The sequence below is a fragment of the Pseudomonas saudimassiliensis genome (genome assembly GCF_000939975.1).
Classification (GTDB): Bacteria; Pseudomonadota; Gammaproteobacteria; order Pseudomonadales; family Pseudomonadaceae; genus Halopseudomonas; species Halopseudomonas saudimassiliensis.
In genome coordinates, this window is sequence record NZ_LK391969.1 from 1,225,129 (window position 1) to 1,240,172 (window position 15,044).

Sequence of the window (15,044 nt, forward strand, 5' to 3'; positions counted from 1 at the left end):
ACCCGGCCTGCCCTTATTCCCGCCCATGGGCAAGCTTTTTCTGTGGGGCTGGTTAATTTCTGTTACACTCCAGCCTCTTCATTTTCGGCCGCACGGACAGTCCTTGTTCGCAAACGGCCATCACAGGGTTATCTGAATGTCCTTTGCTTCTCTCGGCTTGTCCGACGCGCTGGTGCGCGCCGTGGCTGCCACTGGTTATACCACGCCTACTCCCGTCCAGACCCAGGCCATCCCGGCCGTCCTGGAAGGCCGCGACCTGATGGTCGCCGCCCAGACCGGCACCGGCAAGACCGCCGGCTTCTCCCTGCCAATCCTGGAGCTGCTGTTCCCCAACGGCCAGCGCCCCGCTGATTACAAACGCGTACCCCGTCAGGTGCGCGCCCTGGTGCTGACCCCGACCCGTGAACTGGCTGCCCAGGTCCACGACAATATCCGCTCCTACGCTACAGAACTGCAGCTGCACAGTGCCTGCATCTTCGGCGGTGTGGGTGCCAACCCGCAGATGAAAGCCATCGCCCCCGGCCTGGATATCCTGGTAGCCTGCCCCGGCCGCCTGCTGGACCTGGTTGGCCAGCGCGCCGTCGATCTGTCTGCCGTCCAGTTTTTCGTGCTGGACGAAGCCGACCGCATGCTCGACATGGGCTTCATCCACGACGTCAAGAAGGTCATCGCCAAGCTGCCGTCCAAGCGCCAGAACCTGCTGTTCTCCGCGACCTTCTCGGCCGAGATCACCGAGCTGACCAACCGCCTGCTGCACAACCCGGCGCGCATCCAGGTCACTCCGCTGAACACCACGGTCGAGCGTATCGAGCAGCGCGTATATCGCGTGGCTGCCGGACACAAGCGGGCGCTGGTTGCCCACCTGATCACCATGGGTGCCTGGGAACAGGTCCTGGTCTTCACCCGGACCAAGCACGGCGCCAACCGCCTGGCCGAATACCTGGACAAGAACGGCCTGCCCGCTGCAGCCATTCACGGCAACAAGAGCCAGAGTGCCCGCACCAAGGCCCTGGCCGATTTCAAGGCGAACAAGATTCGCGTACTGGTGGCCACCGATATCGCCGCCCGCGGCCTGGATATCGATCAACTGCCCCACGTGGTCAACTTCGAGCTGCCGAACGTATCGGAGGACTACGTCCACCGGATCGGTCGTACCGGCCGCGCCGGTCGTAGTGGCGAGGCGGTCTCCCTGGTCAGCCCCGATGAGGAGAAACTGCTCAAGGCCATCGAGCGCCTGACCCGGCAGAAGTTCGAGGAAGGCAGCCTGGAGGGCTTCGTGCCGCCGGCGCAGGCCGAACTCAACAGCGACCGGCCCGAGCGGCCGCGCGGCAGCGCACCGGCCAACAACGGCCGTAATCAGCGCCGCAGCACCGGTACCGGCGCTGCCCAGCCGCGCAGTTCGAGCGGTCGCAACGACAAGCCGCGCAGCAACACCAGCAACAGCGCCACGGCCAAGCCGCGCCGGCCGCAGCAGCGTCCGGGCATTGCCGAGCCCGATGATGCCGTGGCCCGCGAGCGCCGCCTGCAGGCGTTGGGTAACCGCGCCGTGCCCGAAACCGCTGTAAACGCTCCGCGCCCGCGCAGCAAGCGGGAAAAGCCGGCGCTGCTGGGTAGTTAAGCAGCGTCAGCACGACGGGAGCCCGGAACCGATTCCGGGTTCCCGGCTCCCGTCATTCCCTGCCCCGTTCTTCCCCCTGGCTTGGGTTGATCTACCCGCCGTCCCCTAGTGTTCAGCCGGTCGCCTACGCGTCACCCGGTCCACCAGATACACCAACCCCTGATAGTCGATGCCACTGTGGTTGCTCAAGCCGATCTCGCAGGTCCGGCTCGTGGATACCCCCTGTTCGCACACTCCCACCGCGCCCTTGAGGGTACGCAGCGCATGGCTGTTCAATTGCGGCAGGGTAAACCCCTTGTCGCCGGCAAAACCGCAGCAGTGAATGCCTTCGGGTACCACCACCTGGGTACTGCAGCGCCGGGCGATGGCCAACAACGCATCCGCCTCACCCAGATGCTGGGTGCTGCAGGTCACATGCACCGCCACGGGCGTGTCGAGGGGCTGGAACTCCAGCCGTTCGAGCAGATGCTCGCGGATAAAGCGCACCGGATCGTAGAGTTGCAGGCGGCCGTCCGGCTCGCCCTGCAGCAACCGCAGGGTGCAAGGGCTGGTATCGCAATAGACCGGGTGACGGCCTTGGTCGCTGGCCTGCAGCAGGGCCGCAAGCAGCTCGTTACGCTTGCTCTCCCCCTGCTGCGGGTAGCCCTTGGACGCAAAGGGTTGGCCACAGCACAGCTCATCGAGCCCATCCGGGAACAGCACCTCGAATCCGGCCTTCTCCAGCAGCCCGCGGGTCTTGTCGAACAGCGACTGCTGCTCGCCACTGCCTGCTGCCGGCCCCATGACCCGTGACACACAGGCCGGCAGATACACCACCTTGGGCCTGTCGGCGCTACCCGGTGACCCGGCCTGCACCCATTTCACCGGTTGCGGCAAGGCCGGCGTCCATTGTGGCAGGCGCCCGCCGGACAGCTGCCGGGCACTGCGGCTGAGCCGCTCCAACCGCGGCGCGCCCAGCAGGCGTCGCGCCGTGTTGGCGGTTGCCAGCATCAGCCGCGTGCCCTGGAGGGCGGCGGCAAAATGGCCGGCCAACCAGTCCGCCCGGGCGCCATGGCTCGCCTGGTCTGCACGCAGCTGGCGCACCAGGTCGCCAGTGTTGATCCCCACCGGACAACGCTGGGCACACAGGCCGGTGGCGGCGCAGCTGTCGATGCCCTGGTACTGGTAGGCCCGCTCCAGCTCACGGGTGTCGACACCCGCCCGCTTCTTCGCCTGGATATCCCGCCAGATCACGATCCGCTGCCGTGGCGTCAGGGTCAGGCCATTGGATGGGCATACCGGTTCGCAGAAACCGCATTCGATGCACTTGTCCACAATGGGGTCGGCGGCCGGCAGGGGTTTGAGGTTCTTCAGATGGATCTTGGGGTCGTCCGACAGGATCACATCCGGGTTGAGGATGCCGGCCGGATCCAGCAGCCGCTTGATCTGCCACATCAACCCATAGGCATCGGCGCCCCACTCCAGCTCGACGAAGGGCGCCATGTTGCGGCCGGTACCGTGCTCGGCCTTCAGCGCGCCACCGAACTCCACCGCCACCAGTTGCGCTACGTCGCCCATGAAGGCCTCATAGCGCGCCACCTGGGCGGGGTCGTCGAAGCCCTGGGTGAAGACAAAATGCAGATTGCCCTCCAGGGCATGGCCGAAGATGATCGCCTCGGCATAACCATGGCGATCAAACAGCGCCAGCAGGCGATTGACGCCTTCGGCCAGCACCTCGACCGGGAAGGTCACATCCTCGATGATCACCGTGGTCCCGGTGGCGCGCACCGCACCCACTGCTGGGAAGGTATCCTTGCGAATGCGCCACAACTGGTTGTAGACCACCGGATCGGTACTGAACTCGACCTGCCGCTCCCGCGGGAACGCCTCAACAGCCGCCATGACCTGAAGAATCTGCTCCTCCAGCAGCGTAGCGCTGGCCGCCCGCGACTCCACCAGCAACGCGCAGGCACTGGCCGACAGCTCGCGCACCCAGGCGGGCATGCCCTGCATATCCTGCACCGAGCGCAGGCTACGGCGATCCAGCAGCTCCACTGCCGAGACCGGCTGTTGCTTGAGCACCGGTACCGCCCGGCAGCAGGTTTCGACGTCGGGAAATACCAGCAGCGCGCTGGCCTTGTGGGGATGGTCAGGCACGGTGTCATAGGTCACCGAACTGATGAAGCCCAGGGTGCCCTCCGAGCCGACCATCAGGTGGGTGAGGATATCGAGCGGCTCGTCGAAGTCCACCAGGGCATTGAGCGACAGGCCGGTGGTGTTCTTCAGCCGGTACTTGTGGCGGATGCGCGCGGCCAGCGCTGTATCAGCGCGGGTCTGGCGGCCCAGTTCGGCCAGGCGTTTCAGCATGTCCCCATGGCTGCGTCGGAACGCCGCCACGCTGGTCGGATCCTCGGTATCCAGCACGCTGCCGTCGGCCAATACCAGGCGCATGCCCGCCAGGGTGTGATAGCTGTTCTGCGCGGTGCCACAGCACATGCCGCTGGAATTGTTGGCGACAATGCCGCCGATCTTGGCCGCGTTGATCGACGCCGGGTCGGGGCCGATCTTGCGCTGCAGCGGCGCCAGCGCCGCGTTGGCCGCTGCGCCGATTACCCCGGGTTGCAGGCGGATACGCGCCCCGCCATCCAGGATCTGCCGCCCGTTCCAGTGATCGCCCAGCACGATCAGGACCGAATCGCTGAGCGCCTGGCCCGATAGGCTGGTGCCCGCCGCGCGGAAGGTCACCGGCACCTGGAAGCGACTGGCCAGTTGCAACAGCGTTACCACCTCCCCTTCGGCCTCCACCCGTACCACCAGCTTGGGGATCAGCCGGTAGAAACTGGCATCGGTGCCGAAGGCCAGTGTCGAGAGCGGATCATCAAACAGCCGCTGGGCAGGGATCAGTGCGCGGACGGCGCTGAGGAAGTCGGCGGGCAGGCTCATGGGGTTCCCTTGTCAGCGGGCCAGATGCGGCAGTTCGCGCACCAGCAGATCCGGATTGATCTCGCTGATCGACTTGGCACCGGTCAGCACCATGGCCACCCGCATTTCCTTTTCAATCAGGTCCAGCAAATTGGTGACCCCCGCCCCGCCGTGGGTGGCCAGGGCGTAGATGAAGGCGCGGCCGATCAGCGTGCAGTCGGCGCCCAGCGCCAGCATACGCACCACGTCCAGCCCGGTACGGATACCCGAGTCGGCGAGGATCTTGATCTGGCCCTTGACCGCATCGGCAATGGCCGGCAAGGCACGGGCACTGGACAGCACGCCATCGAGTTGGCGACCGCCGTGGTTGGAGACCACGATGCCATCGGCGCCAAAGCTCACCGCATCACGGGCATCATCAGGATCCAGAATGCCCTTGATCACCATGGGGCCGTCCCAGAACTCGCGGATCCATTCCAGGTCCTTCCAGCTGATCGAGGGGTCGAAATTGGCGCCCAGCCAGCCGATGTAGTCGGCCAGCCCGGTGGGGTTGCCGCGGTAGGTGGAAATGTTGCCCAGGTCATGGGGGCGGCCCAGCAGTCCGACGTCCAGCGCCCAGCGCGGGTGGGTCATGGCCTGCAACACCCGGCGCAGCGGTCCGTTGGCGCCGCTCATGCCGGAGTGGGCGTCACGGTAGCGCGCACCCGGCACCGGCATGTCGACGGTGAACACCAGGGTGGTCACCCCGGCCGCCTTGGCCCGCTCCAGGGCATTCTTCATGAAGCCACGATCGCGCAGCACATACAGCTGGAACCACATGGGCCGGTCGATGGCGGGCGCCACCTCCTCGATCGGACATACCGACACCGTCGACAGCGTGAAGGGAATGCCCTTGGCCGCCGCGGCGCGTGCCGCCTGCACTTCACCACGGCGGGCGTACATGCCGGTCAACCCGACCGGCGCCAGCGCCACCGGCATCGCCAGGGTCTCGTCGAACAGGCGGGTTTCCAGACTCAGTTCGGACATGTTCTTCAACACCCGCTGGCGCAGCGCGATGTCGGCCAGGTCGGCCACGTTGCGCTTGAGCGTATGTTCGGCGTAGGCACCGCCGTCGAGATAATGGAACAGGAACGGCGGCAGCCTGCGCTCGGCGGCGGCGCGGTAGTCGGTAGAGGCAGAGATGATCATCGAATATATCCCGTTTGTAGTCGTAAGTGATCGGTGCCGATCATCAACCCAGGTTTACCGGGTCGGTGAGGCCCAACACATAACAGCCGATCAGCGTCAGCAGACCGGCCAGGGTCACGTAATAGAATGTCGGCCCGGCGGTCTTGCGCAAGGTCAGCCCCTCGCGCCCCAACATACCCACTGTAGCCGACGCGGCCACCACGTTATGGATGGCGATCATGTTGCCGGCGGCCGCCCCCACTGCCTGGGCGGCAATCACCAGCACGGTGGACAGCCCCAGGCTGTTGGCCACACCGAACTGGAATTGGCTGAACATCATGTTGGAGACGGTGTTGGAGCCGGCCAGGAACGCCCCCAGCGCACCGATGGCCGGGGCGAACAGCGGATAGATGCCGCCCACGCTATCGGCGACGAAATGCGCCAGCGCCACCGGCATGCTGGGCAGCCCGCCATCGTTGATACCGGAGTTGATCAGGATCCGCACCATGGGCACGGTGAACAGCAGCACGAAACCGGCGCTGAGCAGTACCCCGCCGGACTCGCGTGCCGCCCGAGCCAGTTCGCTTGGCCGCATGCGATGGATGAAGAAGGTCGCCAGCACCACCGCGACCAGTACCCCGCCGGGCAGGTACAGCGGATCCAGGCCCGCGTTGATCCCGGTCTCGCCGAGGATACCGGTGAAGGTAAGGGCGACGCCCTTGAGCGCGGCGGTCACCTCAGGGAAGACCCGGGTAATCACCAGCAGCAGGCCCACCAGCACATAGGGGATCCAGGCGCGCAGGCTGCTCATCGGGCGACTGCCCAGATCCTCGGCCCGCATTTCTATGGTGCCCACCCAGCTCAGCGGCCAATCCTTGCGGTCCGCGAACTGCCAGATATTCTTCGGTACCAGAAAGCCGGCCCGCGCTGAGAGCGTCACCACGGCCAAGCCCACCAAGCCACCCAGTAGCGAGGGGAATTCCGGCCCGAGCAGGATGCCGGTCAAGACGTAGGGCAGGACGAAGGCCACCCCGGCGAACAGGGCGAAGGGCACCGCTTCCCAACCGGCCTTCCAGCTCTTGTCCTTGCCAAAATAGCGGGTCAGCATCAACACCATGAGCGACGGCATGATCACGCCGACCATGGCGTGCAGGATGGCCACCTTGACCGTCACCCAGTGCACGTAATCGGTCCAGGTATACCCATCGAGCGCCAATATCTCGCCGAGGGCGACGTTATCCACCCCGGCGGTTACCCCGACGATGATCGGCGTACCGACCGCCCCGAAGGATACCGGCGTGCTCTGCAGCAGCATGCCCATCAACACCGCGGCCATCGCCGGAAAGCCGACGGCTACCAACAGGGGCGCGACGATCGCCGCCGGGGTGCCGAACCCCGAAGCACCCTCGATGAAGCAGCCGAACAGCCAGCAGATGATCACCACCTGGATACGCGGGTCGGGACTGATGGCAACGAAGCCGGTGCGAATGGCGGCGATACCGCCGGAATACTTGAGGGTGTTGAGCAGCAGGATGGCGCCGAAAATGATCCACAGCAGACTGAGAGTGATGACCAGCCCCTGCAAGGTCGACGACAGCACCCGGTTGAGGCTCATGTCCCAGGCAAACAAGGCAATCAGGGCGGTGACGCCATACACCACCGGCATCGCCGTTCTAGCTGACCAGCGCAGGCCGATCAGCAGAATGCCGGCGAGGAGAATGGGGGCGAACGCCAGCATGGCGAGAAGACCAGAGGACATACGAGATGCTCCATAGTTTTTATTTGATCTCAGGCAAATTGGTAAGACCAATTATCCAGGGATGCTGGTCAGCGTAAAAAAGCCAAGAGAGCATGTCAATCGGAATCTCCTAGACGATGGTCGCATAACCCGAGAAAAACTTTCCGAAGGGGTATTTAGCCGGCATACTTCTGGAATCATTGGTCAGACCAATAAGGAGGACAGGGTGGAAATTGGTCAGATTCAGCAACGGCGGTTGTCGGACAACATTGTTGAACAGCTGGAGACGATGATGCTCGACGGCATCCTCAAGCCGGGTGAACGCCTTCCTGCTGAACGCCAACTGGCCGAACAATTCGGCGTATCACGTCCGTCGTTGCGTGAAGCAATCCAGAAATTGGCGGCCCGGGGCCTGCTGGTCAGCCGTCAGGGTGGCGGCAACTACGTGACGTCCACCCTGGGCTCGAGCTTCAGCGACCCGTTACTTGGCCTGCTCGAGGGCCATCCCGAGGCCCACCGCGATCTCCTCGAGTTCCGCCACACCCTGGAAGCCGACTGCGCCTATTACGCCGCTCTGCGGGCCACCGAGGTTGATCATCAGAACCTGCGGAAAGCCTACGACACCCTGCAGGCGTGCTATGCCCGCGAAGGCGGCAGCAGCCGCACCGAAGAAGGTGCGGCCGATGCGCGATTCCACCTTGCAATTGCCGAAGCCAGTCACAATATCATTTTGCTCCATACCATCCGCGGCCTGTTCGATCTGCTCAAGCGCAACGTACTGACCAACATCGGCGGCATGTATGCGCTGCGAATGAGCACCCGGGACATGCTGATGCGTCAGCACCGGGACTTGCTCGACGCCATTATCGAAGGTCGTGCGGATGACGCCCGACGCCACGCCAGCGAACATATCGACTATGTCCGCGAGGTGCTGGCCGAACGGCAGATGGAGGAGCACCGACGCAGCCGGGCAAAACGCCGAGAAAAACATTGAACTTGAAAATGGGCGTTTTTTACCGGAGCGACTATAGTAATTAATCCCAATGAAGGGTTATTCATTTTCAGGAGACTTCGATGAAAAAGGGCGCCCCATCCGCGCTAGTGCTTTTATTACCACTCGCTGTCTCTACCCACGCCTATGAATTGAGCCCCACACCGGAAGCGGGCCTCTGGCGTAGCGAAAAACGTATCGTGATCGAGAGCGAGGGTCGTATCCAGACCTTGGATCAGGCCCAGCAGCAGCTACCGGATGGAACTGCCAGCGACCGCCGCGCGTTACTCGACGACGCGGCCATTGGCCACGGCAAGCCCACCGTGGAGATGGAATGCATCACCCTGCCCCAGGCCGCCGAGCTCGTCCGCCTGGAGAACATGCAACGGGAAATCCAGCGTGATGTACCTGAATGCGAGTTGACGGTGCATCCCGTGGATCGCTCTACCCTCAATGTGCATGGAAACTGCCAGGGTAAGGATGGCTTCCATGGCGACATGCAGGGGCACGTAGAGATCGTCAGCAGCTACGAGATCCGCTCCTCCTTCCTCGGCCGGTCTCGACTGCAGACCGAATCGGACATCGCCGACGCCGATACACCCACCAGCCTGCAGCTGCAGGAAATTTCCCGCTGGACCCAGGCCGATTGCGGGGAGATGGCACCGGAGAAACGCATGTCCTTCTGATGCCGGCGGGCATGACTGCCGGGCTGTACTAGACTGATACCCATACGCTGAGGAGGATGCCCATGCTCAACCATTGTGTTCTCGCCTTCGATTATTCGGACAGCTGGCAGAAGACCTGCGAGCGGCTGCCATCCATCGTGCAACTGGTCAAGGTGCAACGGCTGACGCTGGTACATGTGGTCGACACCACCCGGCGCATGAACGTGGAGGACAGCACCGCTGCCGCCGCCAGCCACCTGCAGGACCTGGCCATCAAGCTCTCCGGCGAAATGGGCATCACGGTGAATTACGAGGTGCGCAGCGGGTTCGCCGCCACTGAACTGCACGAGGCCGCCCGTCGGCTGCGGGCTGACGGCATCATTGTATTGAACCAGAGCCACTCCGTCGGCCGGGCGCTGTTTCACGGCAACGTTGCCCTCAACCTGGCCCGCATCACCCACCTCCCCTTGCTGATCCTCCCCGCCAGCGGCCCGGTTCCCGAACCCAGCGCCCCGGTACTGTTGGCCACCGATGGCTCGCGTCCGGCCCAGGTCGCCCAGCGGGTCTTCGAACGCTTTCTCACCCCGGGTCGTCATGGCCTGGTGGTGTGGGTGGAAACCGACGACGCCGACGATAATGCGGCGGTGGTTCGTGGTCAGCTGGACGAGCTCAGCCAGCGTCACGAGCAGGTTATCGCCCGCCACCTGAAGGGGTCAGCGGTACGGGAGATCGTCAAGGTCGCTGACGCCGAACAGGTATCCCTGGTGATCCTGGGTAAGCGCGGCACCACGCCCATCCAGGAACTGATGGTGGGCAGCACCGCCGAAGGGGTAGCCCGGGAAAGCGAGCGCCCCGTCCTGCTGGTCCCGATCAATACCGAGCTCTGAAACGCCAACGGCCCCCATGACGGGGGCCGTTGCGGTATTGCCAGCCAGCCTCAGAAGAAGGCTTGCAGTCCGGTCTGGGCCCGACCCAGGATCAGGGCATGCACATCGTGGGTGCCCTCGTAGGTGTTGACCACCTCCAGGTTGACCACGTGGCGGATCACACCATATTCATCGGAAATCCCGTTACCGCCCAGCATGTCCCGTGCTACCCGGGCGATATCCAGGGATTTGCCGCAGGAGTTGCGCTTCATGATGGAGGTAATTTCCACCGCCGCGGTGCCCTCATCCTTCATCCGCCCCAGGCGCAGGCAACCCTGCAAGGCCATGGTGATCTCGGTCTGCATGTCGGCCAGCTTCTTCTGCACCAGCTGGGTCTGGGCCAGCGGCCGACCGAACTGCAGGCGATCCATGGTGTACTGGCGAGCGGTGTGCCAGCAGAATTCCGCCGCCCCCAGAGCGCCCCAGGCAATCCCGTAGCGGGCCGAATTCAGGCAGGTGAATGGGCCCCGCAGGCCTGTAACGCCGGGCATCAGGTTTTCTTCCGGAACGAACACATCGTCCATCACGATCTCACCGGTAATGGAGGTGCGCAGCCCGACCTTGCCCTTGATGGCCGGCGCGCTGAGACCTTCCCAGCCCTTCTCCAGAATGAAACCGCGGATCAGGTCATCTTCGGTCTTGGCCCAGACCACGAACACATCGGCGATGGGGCTGTTGGTGATCCACATCTTCGCGCCCTTCAGCCGATAACCGCCGTCGACCTTGCGCGCGCGAGTGACCATGGAGCCCGGGTCGGAGCCGTGGTTCGGCTCGGTCAGGCCGAAGCAACCGATGAACTCGCCGCTGGCCAGTTTCGGCAGGTACTTCTGCTTCTGCTCTTCGCTGCCGAACTCGTTGATCGGCACCATCACCAGGGAGGACTGCACGCTCATCATCGAGCGGTAGCCGGAGTCGACGCGCTCCACTTCCCGGGCGATCAGGCCGTAGCAGACATAGTTCAGGCCGCTGCCACCGTACTCGGTGGGGATGGTGGCGCCCAGCAAACCGAGCTCACCCATCTCACGGAAGATCGACGCGTCGGTCTCCTCGTTACGGAAGGAATTGAGCACCCGCGGCATCAACTTGTCCTGGCAGTACTGGGCCGCGGAGTCGCGGACCATGCGCTCTTCTTCGGTGAGCTGCTGGTCGAGCAGCAGCGGGTCTGCCCAGTTGAAACTTGCTTTGCTGTCAGCCATGAAAACTCCGTATGTCGTTCTTGATATGGATGCGGGTCGGCGCTCCGCGAGGATGGATCAAGACTAGCCACTCGCCGGCCGACAGGCAAACGCGTATTTATCAGCAAGCTGTGCTAGATTGGAACTCCGAAACCAGAGCAATCCCTTCAAGTCGACGGCAGTCATTCCAAGACCAGACATGCATGGCCTGGCATGGCCAACGTGTTTGACGCTTGCAGCCGACCGCTGCTCCGCAGGAGTCCCCATGCGCCGCAAGATCCCCCCAACCCAGGCCCTGATCTGTTTTGAATCCGCCGCCCGCCACGAGAGTTTCACCAAGGCCGCGGAGGAACTGGCCCTGACCCAGAGCGCCGTGTGCCGACAGATAGCCAACCTGGAAAGCTTCCTCGATGTTCAGCTGTTTCGCCGAACGCGGCGAGGCGTAAGACTGACCGAGGCCGGCCAGACCTATAGCCGGCGCATCGCCCATCGACTCGATGCGGTGGAGCGCGACACCCTGTCGGTGATGGGCAACCAGGGCACCGCCACCCTGGAACTGGCACTGGTTCCCACCTTCGGCACCCAGTGGTTGCTCCCCCGGCTGGGCAACTACCTTGTGCAACATCCGCACGTAACGGTAAACATGACCAACCGCACCCGCCCCTTCCTGTTTGCCGATACCGAATTCGATGCGGCAATCTACTTCGGTAATGGCGAGTGGTCGGGTACCGAGGTGCATTATCTGATGCCGGAGTCGCCGGTGCCGGTCTGCAGCCCCCGGCTGCTGGCGGGCCAGGCGCAGCTATCTGCCGAGCAGATCAGCCAGCTGCCGCTACTCCAGCAATCCACCCGACCCTATGCCTGGCGACAATGGTTCGCCGCCGCCGGCCTGCGGGTCGAGCACGACCTCAATGGCACCCGGCTGGAGCTGTTTTCCATGCTGGCCCAGGCGGCCATGCACGGCATGGGCGTGGCGCTGATACCGCCGTTCCTGATCCAGCGCGAGCTGGAGAGCGGGCAGTTGGTCATCGCCAACCCCCACAGTTTCGCCAGCAGCGATGGCTATTATCTGGTGATTCCCGAACGCAAGGCCGAATCGGCGACCCTGCAGGGATTTCGGGACTGGGTGATCAGCGAAGCACAGGCGTACACCCGCCAGGCTGCAGCCGGTTGAGCGCGACGGCTGGCCGGATTACCGATAGTAGGTGCAGATGCGCTGGCCGTTGACCTCGTGCACCTGGATGTCCATTTCGTAGAGGTCGCGCAACACCTCATCGCGGATGATCGCCTGCGGCGTCCCCTGGTAGGCCGGCCGGCCCTGGCGCATTGCGATGATGTGGTCGGAATAGCAGGAAGCAAAGTTGATGTCGTGCAACACCACCACCACGGTCTTGCCCTTTTCGTCAGCAGCGCGGCGCAGCAGCTGCATCATGTCCACCGCAAAGCGCATGTCGATGTTGTTCAGCGGCTCGTCCAGCAACACATATTCGGTATCCTGGCACATGACCATGGCGACATAGGCCCGCTGCCGCTGGCCGCCGGACAGTTCGTCGATCGGCCGGTCGCGGTAGTCGTTCAGTCGCAGGTAGTCCATGGCTTCGTCCACGTGACGCAGGTCCTCCGCGGTCAGCCGACCACCGGAGTGCGGGAAGCGGCCAAAGGCGACCAGGTCCCGTACCGTCAGGCGCAGGGAGGTCTGGTTGTCCTGCCGAAGGATCGACAGGCGCCGCGCCAGCACATTACCCGGCGTGCGCGTCACGTCCAGACCGTCCACCAGCACGCTGCCTGCACTCATCGGCGTCAGGCGGCTGATCATCGACAGTAGGGTCGACTTGCCCGCGCCGTTGGGGCCGATGATCGAGGTAAAACCGCCGCGAGGGATACTCAGGCTGACATCATCGACGACCAGCACATCACCATAGCGTTTGGACACGCCCCGGGTTTCGATCATTGTCTGGCTCCGCGCATCAGCAACACTATGAACAGGAGACCGCCGGCCACTTCGATGACCAGTGCCAGCGGCAGGGTGGAGGACAGCAGGTGTTCCAGCAGCAACTGGCCGCCGACCAGGCAGATGATGCCGGCGAGCACACTGGCCGGCAGGGTCCAGCAGTGCCGCTGGGAGCCGGTGAACCAATAGGCCAGGTTGGCAATCAGCAGCCCGAAGAACAGCGTGGGGCCGACCAGCACGGTCGCCACCGACACCAGGATGGCGGTCACCGCCATCACGCCCTGCACCACCCGGCCATGGGCCACGCCCAGGTTGATGGCGATGTCCCGGCCGAGACTCAGCACATCCAGACAACGCCACCAACGCCACAGCAGCAGCCCGCCCACCGCCAGCGCGGCCGCCGCGGCGCCGAGCAGGTCGGTATTGACGCGGGCGAAGCTGGCCTGGGCAACCCCGGTGCTGATGCCGAACTCGCTCGGGTCCAGCACCCTTGCGCCCAGTTCGGACAATTCGCGAAACAGCATGCCGGCCAGCATGCCGAGCAGGATCATCAGGTGCAGGCTGCGCACCGAACCGGAAAACAGCAGGCGAAACAGCAGCAACGCCAGGGCGACCATCAGCATCACCTGCAGCGCAAAGCGCAGCGACGGCGCCCATTCTGCCAGCGCGCTGCCCCCCACCGCCAACATCGCCAGGGTGTTGACCAGCACGTAGAGCACATCAAATCCCATCAGCGAGGGGGTCAGCAGCCGGCTTTGGGTAATGGTCTGGAACAGGATGGTGGAGACGCCGAGGGCCACGGCGGTGAGCACCAGTGCCAGCAGCCGGCTGCCCCGGTATTCGATAATGAACTGCCAGTCCGTCTGGACATTCACCGTCATGAAACCAATGCAACACAGCACCGCCACCAGCCCCAGCAGGGCTACCCGGCTGGCTGGCCGCCGCCAGAAGGTCAGGACCATTTCGCCCTCCCCTGCAGCAGCACCGCCAGGAAGACCGCACAGCCAGCGATCGACAGCAAATTCGACGACGGCACTTCATAGGGGTGAATCAGCAACCGGCCGATCAGGTCCGCCGCCAACATGAGCGCGGCGCCGAGCAGCGCCATCAGCGGTACCGCCCGCCGCAGGTTATCGCCGGTCACCAGCCGCACCAGATTCGGCGCCACCAGCCCGATAAAGGGAATCACCCCGGCGGTGACCACGACGCTGCCGACAATCATCGCCACCAGCACCACCCCTGCCCCCATCAGCAGGCTGTAGTTCACGCCGATATTGGTGGCAAAATCGCGGCCCATGCCAATCACGGTGAACCGGTCCGCCAGCAGGATCGCCGCGACCGTCAGACCGGCAGCGACCCACAGCAGCTCGTAGCGCCCCCGCAAAATGGCGGAGAAATCGCCGCTATTCCACGCCCGCAGCGATTGGGCAAGATCGAAATGGTGGGCGATAAGACCACTGGCAGCGTGTATCACCCCGGCCATCACCAGGCCCACCAAGGGCACGATCAGCGCCGAGCGCAACGGCATGCGCTGCAACACACCGAGAAACAGCAGGATCCCCCCCGCCGCAAACCCGCTCACGATCAGGAACCGCCCCCACAGCGGCAACCCCTGGGGCAGCGCAATGGCCAGCACCAGCATGCCCAGCGCCGCCGCGGCCATCGGGCCGGTGGTAGATGTATCCACCAGCCGGTTGCGCGCCATCATCTGCAGGATGGCACCTGCCACCGCCAGCGCTGCGCCGGCGAGAATCAGCGCGATGGTGCGGGGCAACCGACTGGCGAAGAGAATCCGCGACACCCGGTCATCCGGGTCGGCGGTGAGCACATTGAGCAGATTCAGCCGACTGGCGCCGACATTCAGGCTGCACAGCCCGAGCACCACCACCAGCACCAGCAGAAGAAACAACCA

Annotated in this window: 11 protein-coding genes and 1 pseudogene; 5 read left to right on the forward strand and 7 right to left on the reverse strand. The window is 64.2% G+C overall.

Annotated elements, in window-relative coordinates; translation table 11 throughout:
* Window positions 1-136: 136 nt before the first annotated feature.
* Window positions 137-1,282 (forward strand): annotated as a pseudogene (locus VG99_RS05795) (DEAD/DEAH box helicase); the annotation flags it as partial.
* A 441-nt stretch (window positions 1,283-1,723) separates the two neighbouring features.
* On the opposite strand, the gene VG99_RS05800 reads toward VG99_RS05795, so the two are convergent.
* From VG99_RS05800 to VG99_RS05810, 3 genes are read right to left on the reverse strand one after another with little or no spacing between them, the layout of a single operon-like run.
* The gene (locus tag VG99_RS05800; protein WP_044498773.1) at window positions 1,724-4,540 is read right to left on the reverse strand and encodes an FAD-binding and (Fe-S)-binding domain-containing protein; all 2,817 of its coding nucleotides are present in this window, start codon (window positions 4,538-4,540) and stop codon (window positions 1,724-1,726) included.
* 12 nt (window positions 4,541-4,552) lie between these two features.
* Window positions 4,553-5,707 carry an FMN-dependent L-lactate dehydrogenase LldD gene (gene lldD / locus VG99_RS05805; RefSeq protein WP_044498774.1) on the reverse strand — a complete coding sequence of 385 codons (1,155 nt, stop codon included), beginning with the start codon at window positions 5,705-5,707 and terminating at the stop codon, window positions 4,553-4,555.
* Between the two features lie 43 nt (window positions 5,708-5,750).
* Window positions 5,751-7,445: an L-lactate permease gene (locus VG99_RS05810; RefSeq protein WP_044498775.1), complete on the reverse strand. Its 1,695-nt coding sequence runs from the start codon at window positions 7,443-7,445 to the stop codon at window positions 5,751-5,753.
* A gap of 205 nt (window positions 7,446-7,650) precedes the next feature.
* Between VG99_RS05810 and VG99_RS05815 the strand changes: the two genes are divergently transcribed.
* The 3 genes from VG99_RS05815 to VG99_RS05825 all read left to right on the forward strand — a co-directional run bounded on the left by VG99_RS05815 (window position 7,651) and on the right by VG99_RS05825 (window position 9,967).
* A complete protein-coding gene (locus VG99_RS05815; protein WP_044498778.1) occupies window positions 7,651-8,418 on the forward strand; it encodes a GntR family transcriptional regulator in 768 nt (255 codons plus the stop codon).
* 80 nt (window positions 8,419-8,498) lie between these two features.
* Window positions 8,499-9,101: a DUF3617 family protein gene (locus VG99_RS05820; RefSeq protein WP_076939730.1), complete on the forward strand. Its 603-nt coding sequence runs from the start codon at window positions 8,499-8,501 to the stop codon at window positions 9,099-9,101.
* Between the two features lie 62 nt (window positions 9,102-9,163).
* Window positions 9,164-9,967: a universal stress protein gene (locus VG99_RS05825; protein ID WP_044498780.1), complete on the forward strand. Its 804-nt coding sequence runs from the start codon at window positions 9,164-9,166 to the stop codon at window positions 9,965-9,967.
* A 50-nt stretch (window positions 9,968-10,017) separates the two neighbouring features.
* Here the strand turns inward: VG99_RS05825 and VG99_RS05830 are convergent, their stop codons facing one another.
* Complete coding sequence (locus VG99_RS05830) at window positions 10,018-11,202, reverse strand: acyl-CoA dehydrogenase (protein ID WP_044498781.1); 1,185 nt, start codon at window positions 11,200-11,202, stop codon at window positions 10,018-10,020.
* Between the two features lie 244 nt (window positions 11,203-11,446).
* On the opposite strand from VG99_RS05830, the gene VG99_RS05835 reads away from it, so the two are divergent.
* Window positions 11,447-12,355, forward strand: coding sequence for a LysR family transcriptional regulator (locus VG99_RS05835; RefSeq protein ID WP_044498783.1), 909 nt, complete (start codon window positions 11,447-11,449; stop codon window positions 12,353-12,355).
* A gap of 18 nt (window positions 12,356-12,373) precedes the next feature.
* On the opposite strand, the gene VG99_RS05840 is transcribed toward VG99_RS05835, so the two are convergent.
* The 3 genes from VG99_RS05840 to VG99_RS05850 are packed head-to-tail and all read right to left on the reverse strand — an operon-like array spanning window position 12,374 to window position 15,041.
* Window positions 12,374-13,132 carry an iron ABC transporter ATP-binding protein gene (locus VG99_RS05840; RefSeq protein ID WP_044498784.1) on the reverse strand — a complete coding sequence of 253 codons (759 nt, stop codon included), beginning with the start codon at window positions 13,130-13,132 and terminating at the stop codon, window positions 12,374-12,376.
* A complete protein-coding gene (locus VG99_RS05845) occupies window positions 13,129-14,094 on the reverse strand; it encodes an iron chelate uptake ABC transporter family permease subunit (protein ID WP_044498785.1) in 966 nt (321 codons plus the stop codon). Before VG99_RS05845 ends, VG99_RS05840 begins: the two co-directional genes overlap by 4 nt.
* Entirely contained in the window at window positions 14,085-15,041 is a 957-nt protein-coding gene (locus VG99_RS05850) for an iron chelate uptake ABC transporter family permease subunit (protein WP_044498787.1), read from the reverse strand. Before VG99_RS05850 ends, VG99_RS05845 begins: the two co-directional genes overlap by 10 nt.
* Window positions 15,042-15,044 lie beyond the last annotated feature (3 nt).